This is a genomic window from Tenacibaculum adriaticum, assembly GCF_008124875.1.
In the GTDB taxonomy this organism is placed as follows: domain Bacteria; phylum Bacteroidota; class Bacteroidia; order Flavobacteriales; family Flavobacteriaceae; genus Polaribacter; species Polaribacter adriaticus.
This window is the reverse complement of sequence record NZ_VNIA01000003.1, coordinates 351,765-373,441: the sequence shown is the minus strand read 5'-3', so window position 1 is coordinate 373,441 and position 21,677 is coordinate 351,765. Positions and strand designations below refer to the sequence as shown.

The following is a 21,677-nucleotide window of genomic DNA, read 5'->3' as shown; positions in this document are numbered from 1 at the left end:
ATGAAAAAGATATATATATTAATTGCATTTAGTATTGCTATTTCCTTAAGTTTTATAAGATACCCTATTGATGGGTATAAAACTACTGGGATTGCTAGATTATATCAATTAAGAAAAATGCAAATAGACAGTGTTAAATACACTAGAATTCCTGCTGGGGCTTACAAAAAATTAGCAGATATTAGATTAAACTTATTAAATAAATCAAAAGATAGTGTTCAGGCTTTATTAGTAGAAGATGATGAATTTGAAAGAAAAATAAAACGAATTTTACCTTCAGGAGCATATTCTATTAGTGTTATGGATATGACAAATCCAGATAATTTAAAATATGCAGCTTTCCGAGAAAATGTAGGTTATCAACCAGGAAGTGTTGGTAAAATTGCTGTCTTATTAGCTGTAATGGATCAGTTAAGTAAATTATGTCCAGATTCTTGGGAAGAAAGAGCTGCCTATTTGAAAAATATTAGAGTTACTTCTAGATATTGGGGAACTGGGGATCATCATACAATTCCTATTTATGACATAGATAATGACCGATTAGTTAAAAGAACAGTAAGAGCAACTGATGAGTTTTCTTTGTATGAATGGTTAGACCATATGGTTTCTGTTAGTAATAATGGCGCTGCAAGTGTTATGTATAGAGAAGCAATGTTAATGGCTGCTTTTAAACAAGATTATTTCTTTTTAACAGAAGAAAAAGCTGAAAGTTATTTTAAAGAAACACCTAGAGATTCCTTAACAAATTTAGCAAACACCGTTGTAAATCAACCTTTAAGAGATATTGGAATTACTGAAGATGATTGGCGTTTAGGCGGCATGTTTACAAGACCAGCTGGAAGACACGTTGGTAGAAAAGGTGGAAGTATTGGAACTCCTAAAGGATTAATGAAGTTTTTAGTTCAATTAGAACAAGGAAAAATAATTGATAAAGAATCTAGTTTAGAAATGAAAAGATTACTTTATCTAACGGATAGAAGAATTCGTTATGCAAGATCGCCCAGGTTAGACAGTGCTGCTGTGTATTTTAAATCGGGAAGTTTTTATAAATGTGACCGAGAAAAAAATCCTAATTGTAAAGATTATGCTGGTAATGTTTTTAACTATATGAATTCTGTAATTATTGTTGAACATCCTAATAACACAAAATACATTGTTTGTTTAATGACCAACGTTTTGAACAAGAATTCTGCTGGAGCACATATGTATTTAGCAAGTAAGATTGACGATTTGATCACCAAAAACAATAAAATTGAAGAACCTATTCTAGATGAAAATTATAAAGATGATGAAGACAATTAAACTTAAATTCTAATCGTCTATTTGTTTAATTTCTTTAAGATCTGTATTGTTGCGTATCTTACATCATTATTACGATGTTTTTTTAAGGGTTTTATTAATGGTACGTAACCCTTATCATTTAGAATTTTAATGAGATGTAATATTTTCATCTTGGTATGTACTCCTCTACTTTTCATTAATACCCTAAGGCAATCTTTCTCATCTAAAGCACCTTCATTAATTATTTGAGAATAATCTCCTTCTGCTGTAAAATATTCTAATAATGGTACTAATTTAAATTTTAGTTGACCTTTGAGTAGGTTGTCTAAAAATTCTAAAGCATTAATTTTTGCTTCTTTTACGTTACTAAATAATCCATCATGAGCCATTTTAATATCGTTTTCTTCGTAAATAATAGCTAGTAAATTGAAAGAAGTTTTTAAGCTACTTACTAATTGCTCTTCTAATACATCTATAATATCTTGCCTAGCATTTATCAATTCCATTTGTGCATCATTATCTTCAACTATTTCATTTGGCTGCTCAGCAATCTTCTTTCTTAGGATTAGAATTATTTTTAAAGAATCTCTAAAATATTTCGCTTCTTTTAAAATTAAGTTCTTTATTATCCTAAAACTAAACACTAATTCTACTTGTTTACTACTTAGCCTCAATAAAGACATCGATGCCTGTAGACGTGTGTTAGAGTTATTATCTTTCATCAGACGTAATAAAACATTAACTGCATTCTGAGTTTTAAACGAACCTAAAATTTTTGGAATAAAACGTTTAGTATTAGATTTCAATTCTTCTGATTTATCTAAATTTAAGACAGTAGTTGTAATTTCTGAACCATATCTTTTCAATGCTTTTATTACATTTTTTTCATACTCTTTTTCTGAAAGTAATTCTAATAATGGTTCAATAAAATACTCATTATTGGTAATTCCGGCAGCTTTTATTGCTTGCTTCTTTATATTGACATTATTATTCTTTAAATGCTTCTCTATATAAAAATAATGGACTTCCTCTTTGGCATAAGCAACAGTAATTAACAACTCCACAATTGCTTCTTCCCGTATGTTTAGAGTTGGATGATTTATCTCATTAATCTTTTCAGTAATTCTATTCTTTAGATCAAATTTTGCAGCTAATTTCTCATTGTCAGCGGTTTCTCTAGCTAAACACAGTAATGCTGCATTTGCTATGTAATCATTGTTATTGTTTAAATAGTTTTTGATGAATTCTGATCGGGACAAAGATGAATTATTCAGCACATACTCTAGTGCAGTAAGAACTAGTTTGTCATTTTTTTCATAAATTAAAGTCTTTACTTTTTCTATTTCAGCCCCCTTACCATAAACATTTAAATGTTTAATGGCTTCTACTTTTACTTTGTTTGAAGGATACTCTAACAAACTAATAATACTACTCTTCAATGCCCTCATTTTATAATCACTCAACCTATCTAGCAAGTTTAAAATGGCCTTTTCATCTTTTCCATTTAAAATATGTCTTGCAGTTAGTATCGTATTCTCTGGTCTTTGTTTTTCCTTATTAGTCTTTTTAGCCTTAACAATAGTGCTTAGTATATTTTGCCTGAAAGAATCATAATAAGTCTCTCTTAACTTGTAAATTAAAAAAATCCAAATAAATACAAAGAATAGAACAATTATAATAATATATGAAGTATCTAAATGTAATCTTTTAATTAAAAAAATGAGTATAAAGCCTGATAATCCAGTTGCAATACTATCTACAACAACATCGATGTAGGACTTTGCTTGATTTTTTATACTCAACGGAATTGGCATTATAGACAACTCGAAAGCTGCCTTATTTAATGACTGTTTTAAACTTCCATCAATTCCCTTTATAAGAATTAACACCCATAATTCAGGAAAAGTTAAGAATAATAAACTGCTTAAAGCTATACCTAATGGTAAAATAAGTAATGTTGAAGATACACCCAATTTACTTAACATACGGTTAGTAAAAAATAGTTGCAAAGTCAAGGCTACCAAATTAAAAGTAGAAAACCAAAAACCAAAAAAAGCTGTTAATTTCTCAGAGTTCTTAATAGCTGCACTTGCGAAATCGCTAAACTGATAATCAACCAATTTGGCAACGATAACACTAATACCCGTTATTAGTGCTAAATAAGTTAAATGTTTGGACTTAAAAACGACTCTTAATGATGTTTCTTGAACATTTGTCTCATTGAATGTACGTTGTTTTCTAACATAAAGATTCATTGTTTTAACTCGTAATTTCCAAACCTTTTCAAGAATAGGAATACAGCACAGTAATAAAATAGCGGCTAAAACCATAACTGTCTTGTTTCCATATGACGATACAATTACGCTAGTTAAATAACCACCAAAAATACCTCCTGCAATACCTCCTGCCCCTATAAACCCAAATAAGCGCTTACCCTCTCTTGAATTATAAACCATATTCGCTAAAACCCAGAACTGAGAAGTTGAAATTACTGCAAATAATGATACCCCTAGATAATAAATATATAATACCCAATCATTAATCATTGAAGTATGTAATAAAACACTTAGGGTAACAAAAGCAATACTAAATATAGTCAAGGAAAAAATAATCACCTTAAGAAGAGAAATTTTTCTAATTGCTTTATTATAAAAATAGGAAGTTACAACTGCAATCAATGCAACTAACAGATATCCATAGGGCAAATGCTTTGCCCCTAATTGAGATAAGAATAGTGAATTTACGGTGGGTTTAACAATTAGCAAAACAGTTATAATTAAAAATATATATAACTGCATTAAAAAAGAGACGCGTATTTCACCATCTCTTAATCCAAATGCTTTATTTAGGAAACTCTTTATCACAATAATTTTAACCTTTTATTTTATTTATTTCATTAGAGATCTAAAGTAATTTATCTAATGGCTCTACTAAGCTTATTGTAACCTACTAGCTACCAATACCCTTGCCTAAATCTGCTATAATATATCTATGTTTTGATTCCCAAACCAAAACGAAATTTGAATGATAATTTTTTTAGAACCCGTTTTTCTATATAAAGATACTTAAGAAGTTGAAGTATCTAATACACTAACAAATAGCTTTTTGATAGGCTCTTTATACTATTCTAGTATAATAATATACGGCGCAACTAACATAACACAATGTAAGTTAATAACTTACAAAATAATACCGTCAAGAAAACCAAATCCTTAACGGTATTATTTTACATTTAAAGTTATACATCTTAAACTATTTTCTTTAACCTTTTAGGCTAACATTCGTAATGTAATTTTATTATCTTGATATTCTTTCGGGCTACATTTATACTTTTCTTTAAAAATTTTTGAAAAATAGCTTCTACTACTTAAACCAATTGTGTAAACAATTTCTGATATATTTAAATCCGTAGTTTTAATTAATTTTTCTGCTAGCTCTACTCTAACATTTTTTATAAAATTAGATACTGTTCGACCAAATAAAGCTTTAAAACCTTGTTGTAACTTTGCTGGGGTCAAGCCAGTTTTCTCACTTAGAAAGTTTAAATCGAATTGTCGATCTGGATAATTCTTTATAAAATCACTAATTTCTTTTATTCTTTTTAATTCATTTTGACTTAAAACTGAAGATTTTACCGAGCTACTTTTCACATCTTCAAAATATTGGTTTACAATCATACCTAAAGATAATTGTAATGCTCCTTTCTTCAGTATTGTTTTAGCTATATTATCTTCGGTAGGTGATTCTAATTTATCTAATTCGTATTGTATTTTTATGTTGTGTGAACTTACATATGCAAATTTTCCTTCTACCTCTTGAGATTTGAAAAGCTGCATTAGCTCCAAAGTAAACTCATCTGTTGTCTCTGAAAATGGTTTATTTGCGATAAAACTAATAATTGTAAATTTTTGGTGTTGATTTTTTTGGAAATATAAATGACTAGCTTTCCCTACTGAATTCGAAAAAATCCCTGTTTGAATTTCTGAAAATCTTACCTTTTTTCCAGTATCTCCAAAACTGTGTCTTATTTCTCCTGCCGAACAATAGCAATAATTTAACGATTGCTCGTTTTCTTTATTTTGAAATACTAAAGTGGTGTCTTCATTAAAACTGACTTCATAGGTAAGATACAATATATGATTATTAAATTGAAACCCTGTAATTTTACCATTACCAACCGTGTCATTAAGGCTAAGTTCTATTTCTGTATTATTTTTTCTTAAATCACCTTGACACTCGCTTTTTAAACTCGAAAAAGTAGTTTCTATATCACTAACATTAATATATAAGTTTTTCATTTTTAATTGGATTTAAGGTGTTAAAATTAATTTTCAGTACCTCTTCTACAAGTACATTGCAAAGATTCAACAAAACAGCTGTTTTTATGTTACATAATTTCTTAAATCGTTTATATAATTTAACAGACTTTATGAAATTTAACAACATAATACAAATTGTACTCATACTAAAACCATATCATTACATTTGGTTTGCAATAAAATTCAGCAATAAAAGAGATGAAAAAATTTCAGGAATCAACTCTATAGCCCTTAACATGGGAGAGATTTTTATAACTCACTATAGCATTGAAAATTTGCTTTGTAAAAAGAAAAAACCAGAATAGATATCTACTCTGGTTTTATACTTAAAATTATTGTCTTTTTACAACAACATGTCAATCTACTTATTTATTATCCCCTGTTATTTTATTAGATATTATCTTTGTGGCTTTCATTTGCACAATATATCCTATTATAGATTTTAAAAATGAATTGGATTTACCAATTAGTAAACGCTTTGAAAGGTAGCCCCCACTTAGACTTAATACAAAATCTAAAACCCCATTCTTAACTTTAGGCTCTGTACTTAATCCCGTGAGCATTTGACGTAACATGTTTGCTGGCTTTAAATTGTTATACGAATTACTTAGTTGCGATTTTAACACATTAAAGTCTTTATCTTTTTTGGCTTTAAGTTCTACAATAGCTTGCTCTAAGTCGTAACTATTTTTAATATTTTTTTTCATTGCTTTAAGTATGTGACATTAGAGTTCATCTTTTTCTTCAGATAACTTCGTAATTAAAAGGTTTGTTATTGGCTTAGTAATTAATGTATCTTTAAAAAAGTAGATACAAAGACCTATTAATAGGTAAAAAAAGGACACAATTATAAACCCTAAATAATTTTCTTGTAACAATTGACCTATGTAAAGACTTATGCCAATGTTTATAAATAACAGAAATACTGCTGCAGTAGAGATTAAAGCTAACCTTGTTATCAAAGATGACACTGCACTAGCAGTTTTATCAATTGCTCTAAATTTATAAAGTGTAACACTAGTATTTACATACTCTTTTACATTATTGTAAATTATCTCTATCTGCTTTACAGTACTTTCCATTGTTTATAGCGTATTATTAAATTTTAAGCCTGTTCAGTTACTCTATTTATCTTTTCCTTTCCTTTTTGTGCCAGTTCATCAGCTTTTTCTTTTCCTTTCTGTACCAATTCTTCCCCCTCTTGTTTTAGAGTACTAAATTTTTCTGACACTTCATTCACAACATTATCTATATTGTTTTTTATATCAACTGCTAAATCTTTACTCCCTTCTACGATATCCTTTCTCGTTTCAGATCCTTTTTTTGGTGCAAATAAAACTCCTAATAGTGCTCCTACTGAAGCGGCTCCTAATACTCCTAATACTGTGTTGTTAAATTTCATAATGTTTTTTTTTAATTAATATAAATTTTATTCTAATCTTTTAAAGTAGATTAAACTTCTTTTCCTCCTATTAATCTTAATAGTACTGCAATTACTGCAATTACCAATAAAATGTGAATTAGTCCGCTTGCACTGTAAATAAAGAATCCTAATACCCAACCTATAATAAGTATTACTGCAATCACATATAATAAATTTCTCATGTTTATGGTTTTAATAATTAATATAATTTTATACGGTAGTATTGTATTCGACAATCTAGGCCTTATCTCACTTTTATTTTCCTTTGGCAGGCAACAAATTTCATTCAAACTTAAGCTCTCTAAGTAACTACTCTAACTGTCAAAATTCAATTCCGTTAAGGTTTCTGTTGTCTTATTTAAGTTTTCTTTTAAAGTATTGTTTGTCCACGTTGCCAACTCTTTAAAATCTAAATTATCAGTCGTATCTGAAAGTTTCTCTAACAATTCAATTTGATTATTAATTTTATTACTCAAAAGCTTCAAATTAACTTCTAAATCATCAGTATTACTAAATGCTCTCTCTCCTTGCTTAATATCAGGATAGTTTGGAATGGATATCACATTTTCTAAAGCAACTTCGTTGTACTTCTCAAATATCTCAATATGCTCATCCTTAATTTGTTCTACTAAATTTACAACAATCTTATCCGTTTCCTCTTTCTCTATAATCTTACATAATTCTATAACATCAAGATTGTTTTTCGATGCCATTACTAGTAATTTAGCTTCATCTTTATATGTTAAAATATTTCTTTCTATTCTAGATGTTTTTATAACTTCACATTTCTTACTTTTAATAAAAGAATCACAAGAATTAAAATTTGTAATAACTAATGCGACTGCTACCAACCCTGTTATTGTAAGTTTATTTCTCCTAAATTTCATCATCTAACCATTTTGTTACTCTACGAAGGTGCAACTTGTTTTAACCGTTTTGTTACATTATTCCCTATATCTTTTACAAGATTTACACCTATAAACTTAAAGCGCTTATATAATTATCTCGACGGTTAAGTACATCACAAAAGTATTATAAAACCCTATGTTTGGTCTTATAAGATTTAGAACTATTCTTACAGGATTTCTACTTTTACTATTTTTTTAAAATAAAAAAACCTAAACTTAAATTGTTTAGGTTTTTTCATATAATCTTAATCCTATTTTTATAGAAAAGGTAAATATATTATAAATGTGGCTCCAATACTTGGTTGCCCATCGGCAAAAATATAGCCTTGATGATTCTCTACAATTTTTTTACAAATTGACAATCCTATCCCTGTTCCTGAATACTCTTGCCTATTATGCAATCTATTAAAAAGAATGAAAATTTTTTCTGCATATTCATTGTCGAAACCAATTCCATTATCTTTAAATATAATTTTATGATAGGTATTAGCCTTTGCATTAATAAGAACAGCCTCTTTTGAAGACATTACTTTTTCATAAGTAATCTTAATTTCTGGAGAGCGATCTTTGGCTTTGTATTTTAATGAGTTCCCTATTAAGTTAACAAATAATTGTTGTATCTGAAACGGGATAACATTCATAGCAGGAAAGGTGTCTGCAACTATTACCGCATTTTCTTCTGAAATTACTTCAGCAAGATCTTGTTTAGCTGCTTCTAATAGTAAATAAATGTTAGATGTTTCGAAAACTTTATCTGCTTTATTGGTTCTTGAAAACTGTAACAAATCATCAATTAATAAACGCATTCTTGCTGCAGCACTTTTAATTCTAGACATATATTTAAGACCAGACTCAGATAAGTTATTCTCTTCTTTATCTTCTAAACGTGATAAAAAAGTTTGTATCTTACGTAAAGGCTCTTGTAGGTCATGACTCGCAACATGATTAAATGCAGAAAGCTCTTTATTATTTCTTTCTAACTCAAAATTTCGTTGTTCTAGTTTTACAAAATTTTCAATTTCATCAGTAATGTCTGTTGTGGTACCCAGAAGTCTCTTTTCTCCTTCAGAGTTTACCAACGTTTTCCCATAGGATTTTAAGTGTCTTATGTTTCCGTTTTTATGGATTACTCGATAGTAGACGTAAGGTAAGTTTTCTTCTTCCATCATCATCTCTACTTGTTTTCTTAATTTTTCTTTATCTTCTGGATGCACAAATTGAATAAAATTAGCTGCACTAGCTTTAAATGACTGAGGCTCTTCTCCCAACAATCTATACAAATTATCTGAAAAAATAAATGTATCTTCCTCTATATTCCAAATCCAATTACCATACTTACTTACAATTTCTGATTGATTAGCAGATTCTTTAAAAATTTCTAACTGCTTGTTGGTTTGTTTTAATTTTTTAAGATTAGAAATTATCTTGTAGTAAGCACCAATCATTAACAATAAAGATAACAGCAATACTAAATATAAAAATATTGGTGTTAACTCTAAATTATTACCGTATGCTTCTTGCCTCGCTTCTAATCGTTTGTTTTGGAGTTCAATCATGATTTTGATCTTGTCACGAATGTCATCCATCAGTTGTTTTCCTTCTAAAAAAATAGGGATTAAATTGGGACTATCTATATTGTTTTTCTTCTTCAATACAAATCGCTCTACTTCTTCAAAATTTGCCAAACGATTGTCTATTAAAATATTCAGCTTTTTCAAAAACTTAATTTGCTCTTCATTATCTTTTGTAAGCTGTTTTAATTCTGCAAAGCTATTATTAATATTTTCTCTACCTGAAAAATAAGGTTCTAAATAAGTTGAGTCTTGAGTTATTATAAAACCTCTTTGCCCAGTCTCTGCATCTTTTAAATAAGAAATCATTTGCTCTAATTCTACACCTAATTCATATTTATGTTCTATTAAGTCAAAGGATTCAGATAGCTTGCTCATATTTTTATAAGTAACGCCCGCCACAAAAAATATAATAAAAAAGGAGACTATGAATACTGCTTTTACAAACCAAGGTGCTTTATATATTCTTGATGGCATAATTTTATAGTCTTAGTAAAAAAATTTCTTTATTCAAACCGTTTGTATGGTATTGCCAGTTAATAGTTACCACTTCAGATAATACTTTTTTTAATTTCTTAAAATTATCTGGTTTTTTAATGTAAATATTTGCTCCATAAACAAATGTTTTTTCTATATCTTCTTCCGAAGCTGATGTAGAATAAATAGCCACAGCTATATCTTTAAATTTATCGTTAGCCCTAATTTCTCTTAAACACTCCATTCCTGACTTACGTGGCATATTTAAATCAAGAAATAATACATTTGGTAAAATAATTTCTTCACTATTTAAATAATCCATTAAATAAACACCATCGTTGTATGTGCTTACTTTCGTAGTTATTTTTAACTCCTCGAATGCATCTGTAAAAAAAAGACGATCATCTTCATCATCGTCTGCCAATATTATGTCTATATAATCTTCGTTCATTTAGAATGCTATTAATTAGTAGTTTGTTGTATTTGACGACGTTTAGTAATGATGCGTTGAAATGCACTAGGAGTAATACCTGTTGTATTTTTAAATTGTGTGCTTAAATGCGCAACACTAGAATAATTAAGTTTAAATGCAATTTCAGTTAAACTTAAGTTTCCTTTTATAATTAATTGTTTTGTGTATTCTATTTTTTGAAGAATGATGAAATTTTCTATAGAAGTATAGGTAACTTCTGAAAACAAATTTGATAGATATCCATAACTATGTCCTAATGTATTTGCTAAGTAAGCTGATGTCTTTATCGTTACTTTAGTCTCATCATTCAAAATCATATCTATAATAGTATCTTTGATTTTTTGAACTAAAATACTTTTCTGATTTTCTACAATTTCTATGTTATATTTGTTTAGAGATTTATTTAAGGCTTCATATTTATCTGGAGATAATTTTTCTAAAATCTCTACTTCACCAAAACCCAAAATATTATATTTTATATCTAACAAGTCTAATGTTTCTTTAAGTACTTGCCTACATACTGCATTAAAATCAAATTTTATAAATAATTTCATATTATTTACTAGCTTAGTTTTGTTTGTAAATTTAAACTATTTCTCTAACATAAAAATGGTATACAAACATAGAATGTATTGAGTTATGGTTGAAGAAGCTTTTTTTTACGGATATTTTTCCAAACTTTAAGACGTTGCCTTGCTTTTGTTTTTAAATGAATATCTATAGGCTGCCCCATAACAAACCCATAAGGTTCGAAACCTGGTGTATTATCAAAAATAATTTTTATAGTTGCGGTTATGGGCAATGCGACAATCATTCCTGAAATTCCCCAAAGCATTGCAAAAGCAATAAGGGAAAGAATAGTCACAAACGAATTCAAGCTCACTTCAGATCCCGTTACTTTTGGTGTGATAAAATTACCCTCTAAAAATTGAATAAACCCAAAAATAGCAATTACGCCAAAAGCATACCAAGCACTATCTTTTGTTGCTAAAGCTACAACAGCGGGTAATAGAGCCCCTATAATAATACCTATATAAGGTATTAACAATAAAAGCGCCGCAAAGAAGCCAAAGAAAATAGCTTTCTCAATGCCTAAGATAAGTAAAGCTATTGTATTCAAAATACCTACAATTAGCATTACCTTTATAAGACCTGCTAAATAATTTTTTTGCACCCTGTAAACTTTATTAATCATTGTGTTAATAAATGACTGAGACTTGTTTTTAAATACTTTATGTGTAAAGGCTCTAAAAAAACGTCTGTAGTACAAAAAGAAAAATAAGTAAACAGGTATTAAAACAGCATTACTTAAAAATGAACCTGATTCAAATATAAACGTCATTACTTTTCCTGAGTTTCCTTTTAATAAATTTCCTAAATCTAAACTATCACTATAAGCAATTTTATTCCTATTAATGCTAAAGATGTCTACTAAGTAATTCATTAATTCATCAAACAATGCCGAAATCTTAATAGAATAATCCTCTCCACTATCTACAAAATATTGTAATTCAATAAAGACAATTAAAAATATTAAGGCTGTTATGGAAAAGATTAAGCAAATAGAAAAAATAGTAGAAAATAAACGATCACATCTCCATTTTTTTTCAAAATATTTTTGAACTGGAAAAATCATTACACCTAATATCATTGCTAACAACAAAGGCATAATTAATGGTTTTAGCACATACAAAATAAAAACAACAGCTATAACCGTTATAAGAGCCAATGAACGATGCGAAACTGTTAGTTTAGAATTCATAACTGTAATAATTATTGTTTATATTATATTTACTAATCTTGTTTTGTTAATCAAAAAAACTACTTATAATTTTAGTATTGAAGGTATGAAGTTTTAGACAATACCATCTTGAGTCGTTATATTATATACTTTCTCCTAATTCTTTTTTTTATATTTCAATCTTTACTTTCTAAATGTTCTTCTTTTATTGTTTTTAGATTATAAATTATTTTACAAAGTTATTTTGTAAGTTTAAATTTTGGTTACATAATTTTCAATGCATTTTATATAATTTCAGCAATTAGTTATGTTTTTATTGTTTTAAGCTTAAAAACAATAATTAAATATTTTATCCCTTTTATAGCTTACTTTTGTGATAAAAATTGTACTGCTTTAAGCTATGAAGGATGTAATAGAATTTTACGATAATTTACCCAGCCATGAAGTATCGTTAAGGAATTTACTAAGAGAAGAAAATCTTTTTGTAAGTGTGCCTAAAAATTGGCACGTTGTAGTAGCAGATTTAGAAGACTTAGGTGATATAATAAAGGCTGCTGATGCAGAACTCAATGAAATTAACATTGCCACAACTGGAAGTATTATTGTAGTCTTAAACGAAATTAAAGCCCTAAACGATTCTATAAAAATACCATACTTTGTTGGTGGCGACGGTGCTACTTTTATTGTTCCAGATAAAATTTTAACTGAAATTATCTCTGTGTTAAACACATATGCTGTTTATGTAAAAAAAACACAGAAATTAAATTTAAAAGTGGGTAGCGTTATTTTAGAAAAAGTATATGCAAACGGCGTTACAGTACGTATCGCTAAACTTAAACAAAATACACACCTCATAACTCCTATTGTTTTAGGAGATGGATTAAAATTCGCAAAAGCTGAAATTAAGAAAAAATTTACACCTTATTGTGTTAAGGATAAAAATATTAAATCTTTAGATTTTGTAAAAACACAACATAAATGGAATAGAGTAAAATCTAAGAATCAACATAAAAAAGTCATGTGTATCTTCATAAGTTGTAATGATGAAGCAAAGCAGGCTGAAGTGTTTAATAATATCATAGGTGAAATTAATTATGTTTTTGATAACTCCAAGAAAATAAAAACCCATGTTGATATCTCAAAAAGAAACACTTACCCTAAAACAATCTCCAAAGTTACCAAATATGATATAAAGTATCTACTAGGCACCCCATTTGCTATAATTCTTCGGAAATTTTACTTTAATTTGGTTAATAAGCAAAAATGTCATCTTTGTAATATTACACAAGCACATAACTCCATAATTATAAATGGCTCTATAAGCGCTGTTATTTCTGGAAACGATAAACAAATAAATAATTTTCAAATTTTTTTAGATACCTTAGAGTCTCAAAAAAAAATAGTGTATGGTCTGAAAGTTACAGACGCATCTATAATTTCTTGCTACATAAGAGATATAGAGAGAAGCCATATCCGTTTTATAGATGGTGCAGAAGGCGGTAGAATGATTGCCAAATTTATACATGAAAGTAAATTACAAATTAGATAAGAAGAGGCACACAATGATAATATTGTTTCTTCAATTTACCAAAGGTTTCAAATCTATAAATTTATAGCTTATATCACCTATATACTTATATCTAGTATCCATTTCTTGCAGTTTACCCCAACCAAAGTTATGTGCTATTTTTTTATGATCATATTGACTTAAAACACTTTCCGACATTAAAATATACTCTTCAAAAGGTATATCGTTTTTTAATAATCTGTGTGCAATTATAACATCCTCCCCCATTAATTTTATGTTCTTACCAATAGGTATAGCACTTATTTGTTCTCCATAATGTAAAATGATTTTTAACCCTAAAACCTCAGGAAGCTCATCTATTTTTCCTTCAAATTCTTTATTTAGTGACTTAAGCTGTTTATAAAATTCTATATAAAACAAACGACATTGTTCTATTAAGTCTTTAAATAAGGGTAATTTACCAACCTTATAAAATAGTATGGCATCACCTTCTATCTCAGAAACCTTTAGCCCTATGGTGTTGGAATAAATAACTTTATTTAAAAGTGCAGGAATTACTTGCGAGCTCAATTCAATATCTGTTGAACTCATAAACTCTGTAAAACCACTAATATCTGGTATGCAAATCAACATTGGTTTTGGTTTCATATAAACTAATTTTTTAATATAAAGATAGTTTTTATCGTAAGAACATTTTGTGAAAATTTAATATTTCACTTCTTTTATAAGTAGGTTTGACAATCAGGTTCTCACTGAAGATTTGTTTGGGACATCTTGCTTGTGTCTTGCTGATAGTTTTTTTTCAAATTGAAGCGTTCTAATTGGAAATGGAATATTAAATCCTTCTTTATCGAAAGCTTTCTTTATCTCTATTATAATTTTACTTTTTATCTTTAAACTTTGTAAACTATTTTCAGCATCTGCCCAAAACCTCACAATGAAATTTATAGAACTCTCTCCAAATTCTTTATAATAAAATTCCACCTCTTTTCCTATTTCTTTTTGATTATAAAATTTTGCAACAGTCTCCTTAACAACTTGCTCTACCTTTTCTAAATCAGAATCATAACTCACTCCACAATCTACGGTAATTCGCATTTTTCTAGTTAAGGAATAATTCTTAAAAGGATTTTCTAAAATAACTTTATTTGGTAATACTGTCATATTATTATCGGCTTCCTTCAATACAAAATAATTAACATTAATATCAATTATTTCGCCTGCATACCCATTGGTTTCTATCCAGTCTCCTATCCTTACATTTTTTCTAAAGGATAATACAATACCCGAAATGGTGTTAGATAATGTTCCCTGCAAAGCTAATCCGATGGCTAAACCAGAAATTCCTGCACCGGTTAACAACCCTGTCAAAGCTCTACCAAGATTAAGTGCTCCTAATGCTAAAAACAATCCCATTAAAACAATTATAATGGAAACTGCTCGTGAGACCAATTGAGCAATTGAAACTTGCTTAATCTGCCGTTTTGAAATTTTAAACGTTAATTTATAAACTGACCTGGAAATAAAATAAGAAATTATTAATACAACAAGGGCAACTCCAATGTTTGGCAGGTTTCTAATTAAACTATCTGACCAACCCTCCAATTTATCGGTTAGGCTTTGAAACGACTCTTTTACTTCTTGTACTTCCTGATTCATTTTAGTTACCCTTTATGCATTTAGCTTTACTTGCATTAAAAATATTTCAGAAAAACAGAGTTGCTTAACTCTAATAAATCTCATGTTAACTCATAAGCTACATGAAAATTAAAATTTACACATATTTAAGCATCTAATAATTTTATAATGAATCTCTTATACATATAAAAACCTAACATATATTATATTGCTATTAGATTTGATAGGATAAAATACTAGCGTTGTGTTCAAATTAAAATCATAAAACAGGAAGTTTTAATATGTCTTCAAAAGATACATTTTATAATTCTATTCTTTTTTATTAAATATTGTGTTATTTTACTCCATAATATGCGAGAGCACTTTATTTTAAAGAAAAAAATACTTTTTATTTGAGAAAGCTGGCTTTTAACTTTGCATTTTGAATGAAACAGCAAATGCTATTACAGAGAGCACTATACCTATCATAAAAATAGTATAAGTAATTCTTAAAATTCTATATTTTCTACTTAGCACTTTACCTAAAAAGTATAAATCTTTACTCAAACTACTATAAATGTAATCTTTATCTTTTAACATCTCTTCAATTGCCCATTCAAATTCTTCCAATCTCATTTTATGAAAGTTCCCAAAAAAAAGAATATTTACCTTTTTATTTTCCACATCTTCTTTGGTAAATTCACCACGTGTCACATTTGGCTTGGTAGCAATTATTGATAATATAACAGAAGCCACACTAAAAATAATAAAAATTACTGACGGAATAATCATATAGCTATTTGACGGATTATCTAATTTTGAAATTAGATTAGATAATACTAAAGAAATAATAATAGCGTTTACAGACAGTAAGATGTTTGCTTTAGTATCAGCTATATCACTTAATTTTATATGGTTTCTCAATGCTACTCTAAACATCGTCTGAACACCACGTTCTGAGCTTTCTCTTTTATATTTTGATTTATATTTAGCTTTTAGCTCCTCTTTAAGAGCTATAGATTGTTGTTTAAATTTAAACTCAATCAGTTTTTCTAAATTTTTTTCTTTTCTTTCTATCCAATTTTTCTTAGCGTAAACTGTATAATATTTATGCTTTTTACTTAACATTTTAATATTTTCTATACACCATTCTTTTGGAGAATATGTTTTAATATTTTGTAGTTCTAATTCCAATCTAAATAGCTCACTAACCTCTGCAAAATACTTTTTCCCAAAATGGGAAGTATCAGCATCTTTAATAATTTTTTCTAATTCACTTTTGGGCTCTGCTCCTAATTTAGTAACCATTATACATTGACAAATTGCTTCTATTTTCTTCTCTTTAATATTTTGAGATTTCAGAAAATCAACAGCGATTTTTGTACTCTCTACTTCGTGTCCTTTTCTTGTCTTTATATACCCTGTATCATGTAAAAGTGACGCTAAAAGTAAAATTTCTGACTCATTTGCATCAATTTTAGAGTTTTCAATTATTTCTTTCGTACTTTGAAATACACGCTTTGTATGTTTGTAATTATGATAGGTAAATGTATTAGGTAAATGTTTTGTAAATAAATCAAATACATACTTATCTGTAATTTCTATTATTGATGACATACTTAAAATTCTTTTAATTAACAAAATACTGAAAAAATAAGTTATAAATTCTAAGATGTTAAAAAATAAATTAACCCTAAACCTAATAATGTGTGCTCTTTTAGCAAATTGCGCATCCCATAAAGTTCAGTATAAAAACGAATACGAGACTATAAAACAATTGCCTTTAAAAGAAATTCATCGTACATTTTACCTCATAGGTGATGCTGGTAAATCCCCTAAAGATGATTTATCGACAGCTTTGAAAATATTTAAAAAACATGTTTCTAAAGGAAGTAGCAAGGAAGACTATGCTTTATTTTTGGGCGACAATGTGTATCCTTCGGGGCTTCCTGATGAGGATGATAAAAACAGAGATTCTGGAGAAAATTATTTAAATGCCCAAATAAACGCCGTTAAAAATTTTAAGGGAAAAACTATCTTTTTACCAGGAAATCACGATTGGTATGCAGATGGTGTAAAAGGAGTAAAAAGAGAAGAAAATTACATAGAAGATGCTCTAGGAAAAAATACTTTTAAACCAGAAAATGGCTGTCCTTTAGAGACTATAAATGTTAGTGAAACCGTAGCTCTATTTATTATTGATACACAATGGTACTTAGAAGACTGGGACAAAAACCCAACTATAAATGATGATTGCCCGATAAAAACAAGAAAACGCTTTCTTGAAGAGTTAGAGGGAGAATTAAAAAAGGCTCAAAACAAGCGTGTTGTTTTTGCAATGCATCATCCAATGTTTACCAATGGCTTACACGGTGGGTTTTATTCAGCAGAAAAACATATTTATCCATTCCAATCAAAAATACCATTACCTATCATTGGTTCAATAATTACACAAGTAAGAACACAAGGAGGAATTTCTATTCAAGATAGATATAACGAACGATACAACGAATTAATGAAACGTTTAGAAACTTTGGCTGTAGAGTACGATAACATCGTGTTTGTTTCTGGCCATGAGCACACCTTGCAGTACATAGAAAATGGTACTATTAAGCAAGTTATCTCTGGTTCAGGGGCTAAGGAAGCAGTTGTTGCTTTAAATAACAATGGTTTATTTGCATACGGACAACAAGGATTCGCTCAGTTAACCATATACAAAGATGGCAGCACTTGGGTAAGTTTTTATGGAGATGATAATGGGAATCCAAAATTATTATATGCAAAAGAAGTTTTAAAAAAAAGAAGAGAATTATTTGATACAAACACCCTTCCCGATAGCTTTCCTACAAGCATAGAAGCTTCAATATATACCAAAAAAGAAACAGATAAATCTAATTTTTATGAAGCTCTGTTAGGCAATAGATACCGAGAAATATATAGCACAAAAATTAAAGTTCCTGTAGCTACTTTAGATACTTTGTATGGTGGATTAGATATTATTCGCCCAGGAGGAGGACACCAAACAAAATCATTACGATTAAAAAGGAAAGATGGTCGCGAATTAAATATGAGAGCTCTACGTAAAAGTGCAACACGATATTTACAAACTGTTTTGTTTAAAAATACTCATATAGATGATGATTTTGATAAAACTTATATAGAAAAACTGATTCTAGATTTTTATACAGCCGCACACCCTTATGCATTTTTTGTGATTCCTGATCTATCGAATGCTGCTGGTGTTTATCATACTAACCCCCATTTATTTTATATACCAAAGCATAAATATTTAGGTGATTATAACACAGATTATGGTAATGAGTTATATATGATTGAAGAGCGTCCTGAAGAAAATTACTCTAACAAAAAAAACTTTGGTTATGCAGATGATTTAGAAAGTACACATGATATTATTTCAAAAATCAGAAAAGATGAAAAGTATAAAATAGATGAAGAGGCATATATACGTGCAAGATTATTCGATATGCTTATAGGAGATTGGGATAGGCACCAAGACCAATGGAGATGGGCACAATTTGATCAAAAGAATGGTGACAAACTTTTTAGACCTATTCCAAGAGACCGTGATCAAGCATTCTCAAATTTTGATGGAGCTTTATTAGATGTTATGCGAAGCTTATCTGGTTCAACAAATCAATTACAGGTTTATGATTCTGAATTAAAAGATGTAAAGTGGATGAATAGTGCAGGTACTAAATTGGATAAAGTTTTAATACAACAATCAAATATAGATGTTTGGATACAGCAAGCACAATTTCTTCAGGAAAACATTACAGATGAAGTCATTACCAAAGCATTTTCTAAAATTCCTGAAGAAGTAAGAGACAAATCTTTAGTTGAAATTCAAGAACACTTAAAAGGTAGGAGAGCTAATATAAAAGACATTGCAGAACGTTATTATAACTACCTCAATAAATTGGTTATACTAACAGGTACAGACAAAGATGACTTTATTGAAATTACTAGAAGGGGAAATATGCAAACAACCGTGAAAATGTCTAGAATCATTGACGGAAAAAAGGGGGAAGTTTTTTTAGATAGAACTTTTAGTAAAAAAATCACTAAAGAAATATGGATATATGGTTTAGATGATGATGATGTTTTTGAAGTTTTAGGCAAAGCAGAAAAACCGATACATATTAGAATAATTGGAGGGCAAAATCATGATGTTTATACTATTAAAAATGGAAACCGTATTAGAATTTATGATTATAAATCAAAAGAAAACACTATTTTGAAAAATAACGGTGGTAAAATAAATTTTGCGGATAGATACAACAATAACTTATTCGATTTCAACAAAGACATTATTTATACTGGCTCCATAACACCGACCCTCAATTATAATCCAGACGATGGGTTTATTTTAGGAATAAGTAAAATTTCAACAAAAAAAGGATTCCAACGCAACCCTTTTACAAGACAACATAAAATCAATGCAGGATACTATTTTGCCACAAGTGGTGTTAGTATAAGTTATAATGGTGAATTTGCTAATTTTTTTGGTGATTGGAATCTCCAACTCTCAGGAAAAATGACAAGTGAAAACTTCTCTAACAATTTTTTTGGCTACGGAAATGAAACAATAAACAACGACCACCAACTAAGTTTAGATTATAACAGAGTTAAAACAAGCACTTATGCTGTAAGTTTGGGTCTGATTAAAAAAGGTGTTTTTGGTAGTGATTATGGACTTAAAATAGAGACTGAAGCTATTAAAGTTAGAAAAACTGACGATCGATTTATTGAAACGGTTTACTCTTCTGACATAAATAGAATGTTTTACAAAAGACATTTTTTTTCTGGTCTAGAAAGTTATTTTAAATACGAAAGCTATGATAATAAAATTACTCCCACAAGAGCTTTAACTTTTAAGGCTTCTACAGGTTTTAAAACAGAGCTTAGTGAAGCTAAAAAAACTTACGGTTATTTAAATACTAAATTAGGATTTTACAATGCCATTTCTAAAAACAGAAAATTAGTACTTAAAACATATATTAATTCACAATTTAGAATTGGAAAAGACTTACAGTTCTATCAAGCTTCCAATATTGGAGGGAATAGTGGATTAAGAGGCTTTAGAACAGAGCGTTTTACTGGTCAAAATGCATTGGTTACTAGTTCAGATTTAAGGTATGCCTTCAACTCTTTTAAGACAAATACATTACCATTGCAAATAGGTGTTTTTGTTGGGGGTGATGTCGGTAGAGTTTGGTTAAAGGGTGACAATTCTAAAAAATGGCACAATGATTATGGTGGTGGTTTATGGGTATCTGCTGCAGAATCTATTCAAGGAACATTTAGCTTCTTTAATAGTAAAGAAGGTTTGAGATTTTCATTTGGCTTTGGACTTAATTTATAAATAAATTCATTGAAAAATTGTGGAAATAACTCCCGTTTTTATGAACAATCATGAATTTAATCTAATTCAAAACTATAAATATTTCCTCCTTCAGATTTTTTACGTTCATCTGTAATATATAAAACTGAGTCATTTATAAAACAAACACCTTCTTTTTGAGATTTGTGTCCTAATTTTAATTCTTCGATTGTGCCTCCGAAAAAACTTTCATCCTCAAAATTAGTTAACTTCCAGATTCGATCATGATTTAGTAATACTATAGTTTTTCCATTCTCGCTTATATCTGCAGAAGTAACTTCGGTTTCTTTTCCTTTTAGAGAAAACTTAGAAACAAATACTGCTTCATGATTCCCTGCACGATTTGGAACTTTTATAACTACCGCTTTCTTTTTTTCTTTACTAAAGATGTAAAAATTATTCTTTAATAGAAAAAACGCTTCAAAATCTTTGCTTTTTAATCCTTTTGGCAGAGTGAAGTTCACTTTTAATACTTCTCTGTTTTTAGCGGAATCAATACTCGTTATTTTCAGAATGGTAAAGTTTTTTCTTTTTCTAGAATTATTTCCAAAATCACCAATGTAAAGATTCCCTCTATTATCTGACGCTAAATCTTCCCAATCATTGTTCTTTATACTTTCTAAAGTAATAGACTTATCAACAGACCCTTTGTTATTAACTCCCAATATTTTAGCAGTGTTTCCTGCATCTTCAATTACCCAAAGCAGTGAAGAATTAGTAATAGTTTCAATTCCAGAAACTTCTTTTAGATCATGATCCATATCAGAAATAACCTTAATTTTTCCTGTTTGACAAGATGAGATTGCAAATGATAAAATAGTAATACTGCTTAATAAATATTTCATAGAATGATGTTGTTTACGAAAAAAAATTAAATAGAATGAATAATTCTATATAACATAGGTATTGTTTTTAAATTCTTAATCTCATTATCTTTTA

The 21,677-nt window shown here is 28.8% G+C and carries 18 protein-coding genes; 3 read left to right on the top strand and 15 right to left on the bottom strand.

All coding sequences use genetic code 11. The features are described from left to right. A complete protein-coding gene (locus C7447_RS10715) occupies positions 1-1,302 on the top strand; it encodes a serine hydrolase (RefSeq protein ID WP_148870509.1) in 1,302 nt (433 codons plus the stop codon). A gap of 17 nt (positions 1,303-1,319) precedes the next feature. Here the strand turns inward: C7447_RS10715 and C7447_RS10710 are convergent, their stop codons facing one another. The 11 genes from C7447_RS10710 to C7447_RS10660 form a co-directional block, all read right to left on the bottom strand. Then, positions 1,320-4,046: an MFS transporter gene (locus C7447_RS10710; RefSeq protein ID WP_246143060.1), complete on the bottom strand. Its 2,727-nt coding sequence runs from the start codon at positions 4,044-4,046 to the stop codon at positions 1,320-1,322. Positions 4,047-4,550: 504 nt separating this feature from the next. Then, positions 4,551-5,579, bottom strand: a complete 1,029-nt coding sequence (locus tag C7447_RS10705) for a helix-turn-helix domain-containing protein (protein ID WP_148870507.1) — start codon at positions 5,577-5,579, stop codon at positions 4,551-4,553. Between the two features lie 386 nt (positions 5,580-5,965). After that, complete coding sequence (locus tag C7447_RS10700) at positions 5,966-6,307, bottom strand: hypothetical protein (RefSeq protein ID WP_148870506.1); 342 nt, start codon at positions 6,305-6,307, stop codon at positions 5,966-5,968. Between the two features lie 18 nt (positions 6,308-6,325). Further along, positions 6,326-6,682: a hypothetical protein gene (locus tag C7447_RS10695; RefSeq protein WP_148870505.1), complete on the bottom strand. Its 357-nt coding sequence runs from the start codon at positions 6,680-6,682 to the stop codon at positions 6,326-6,328. A 23-nt stretch (positions 6,683-6,705) separates the two neighbouring features. Further along, positions 6,706-7,002 carry a YtxH domain-containing protein gene (locus C7447_RS10690; protein ID WP_148870504.1) on the bottom strand — a complete coding sequence of 99 codons (297 nt, stop codon included), beginning with the start codon at positions 7,000-7,002 and terminating at the stop codon, positions 6,706-6,708. A gap of 50 nt (positions 7,003-7,052) precedes the next feature. Continuing rightward, a complete protein-coding gene (locus C7447_RS10685; RefSeq protein WP_148870503.1) occupies positions 7,053-7,205 on the bottom strand; it encodes a lmo0937 family membrane protein in 153 nt (50 codons plus the stop codon). 132 nt (positions 7,206-7,337) lie between these two features. Beyond that, entirely contained in the window at positions 7,338-7,913 is a 576-nt protein-coding gene (locus tag C7447_RS10680) for a hypothetical protein (RefSeq protein ID WP_148870502.1), read from the bottom strand. Between the two features lie 275 nt (positions 7,914-8,188). Continuing rightward, positions 8,189-9,979, bottom strand: coding sequence for a CHASE3 domain-containing protein (locus C7447_RS10675; RefSeq protein ID WP_148870501.1), 1,791 nt, complete (start codon positions 9,977-9,979; stop codon positions 8,189-8,191). A 4-nt stretch (positions 9,980-9,983) separates the two neighbouring features. Beyond that, the gene (locus tag C7447_RS10670) at positions 9,984-10,430 is read right to left on the bottom strand and encodes a response regulator (protein WP_148870500.1); all 447 of its coding nucleotides are present in this window, start codon (positions 10,428-10,430) and stop codon (positions 9,984-9,986) included. 11 nt (positions 10,431-10,441) lie between these two features. Next, on the bottom strand, positions 10,442-11,005 hold the full coding sequence (locus C7447_RS10665; RefSeq protein WP_148870499.1) for a helix-turn-helix domain-containing protein: 564 nt from the start codon (positions 11,003-11,005) through the stop codon (positions 10,442-10,444). A gap of 83 nt (positions 11,006-11,088) precedes the next feature. Further along, on the bottom strand, positions 11,089-12,213 hold the full coding sequence (locus C7447_RS10660; RefSeq protein ID WP_148870498.1) for an AI-2E family transporter: 1,125 nt from the start codon (positions 12,211-12,213) through the stop codon (positions 11,089-11,091). Between the two features lie 379 nt (positions 12,214-12,592). Between C7447_RS10660 and C7447_RS10655 the strand changes: the two genes are divergently transcribed. Beyond that, a complete protein-coding gene (locus tag C7447_RS10655; RefSeq protein WP_148870497.1) occupies positions 12,593-13,741 on the top strand; it encodes a DUF3095 family protein in 1,149 nt (382 codons plus the stop codon). A 30-nt stretch (positions 13,742-13,771) separates the two neighbouring features. Here the strand turns inward: C7447_RS10655 and C7447_RS10650 are convergent, their stop codons facing one another. From C7447_RS10650 to C7447_RS10640, 3 genes are all read right to left on the bottom strand, one after another. Beyond that, complete coding sequence (locus C7447_RS10650; RefSeq protein ID WP_148870496.1) at positions 13,772-14,368, bottom strand: DUF2652 domain-containing protein; 597 nt, start codon at positions 14,366-14,368, stop codon at positions 13,772-13,774. 93 nt (positions 14,369-14,461) lie between these two features. Further along, positions 14,462-15,379: a mechanosensitive ion channel family protein gene (locus C7447_RS10645; RefSeq protein WP_148870495.1), complete on the bottom strand. Its 918-nt coding sequence runs from the start codon at positions 15,377-15,379 to the stop codon at positions 14,462-14,464. Positions 15,380-15,766: 387 nt separating this feature from the next. Continuing rightward, positions 15,767-16,954 carry a Pycsar system effector family protein gene (locus C7447_RS10640; protein WP_148870494.1) on the bottom strand — a complete coding sequence of 396 codons (1,188 nt, stop codon included), beginning with the start codon at positions 16,952-16,954 and terminating at the stop codon, positions 15,767-15,769. A gap of 55 nt (positions 16,955-17,009) precedes the next feature. Between C7447_RS10640 and C7447_RS10635 the strand changes: the two genes are divergently transcribed. Continuing rightward, positions 17,010-20,720, top strand: coding sequence for a metallophosphoesterase (locus C7447_RS10635; protein ID WP_148870493.1), 3,711 nt, complete (start codon positions 17,010-17,012; stop codon positions 20,718-20,720). A 56-nt stretch (positions 20,721-20,776) separates the two neighbouring features. Here the strand turns inward: C7447_RS10635 and C7447_RS10630 are convergent, their stop codons facing one another. Continuing rightward, positions 20,777-21,583 (bottom strand): hypothetical protein, encoded by an 807-nt coding sequence (locus C7447_RS10630; RefSeq protein WP_148870492.1) that lies wholly within the window; start codon positions 21,581-21,583, stop codon positions 20,777-20,779. Positions 21,584-21,677: the final 94 nt, after the last annotated feature.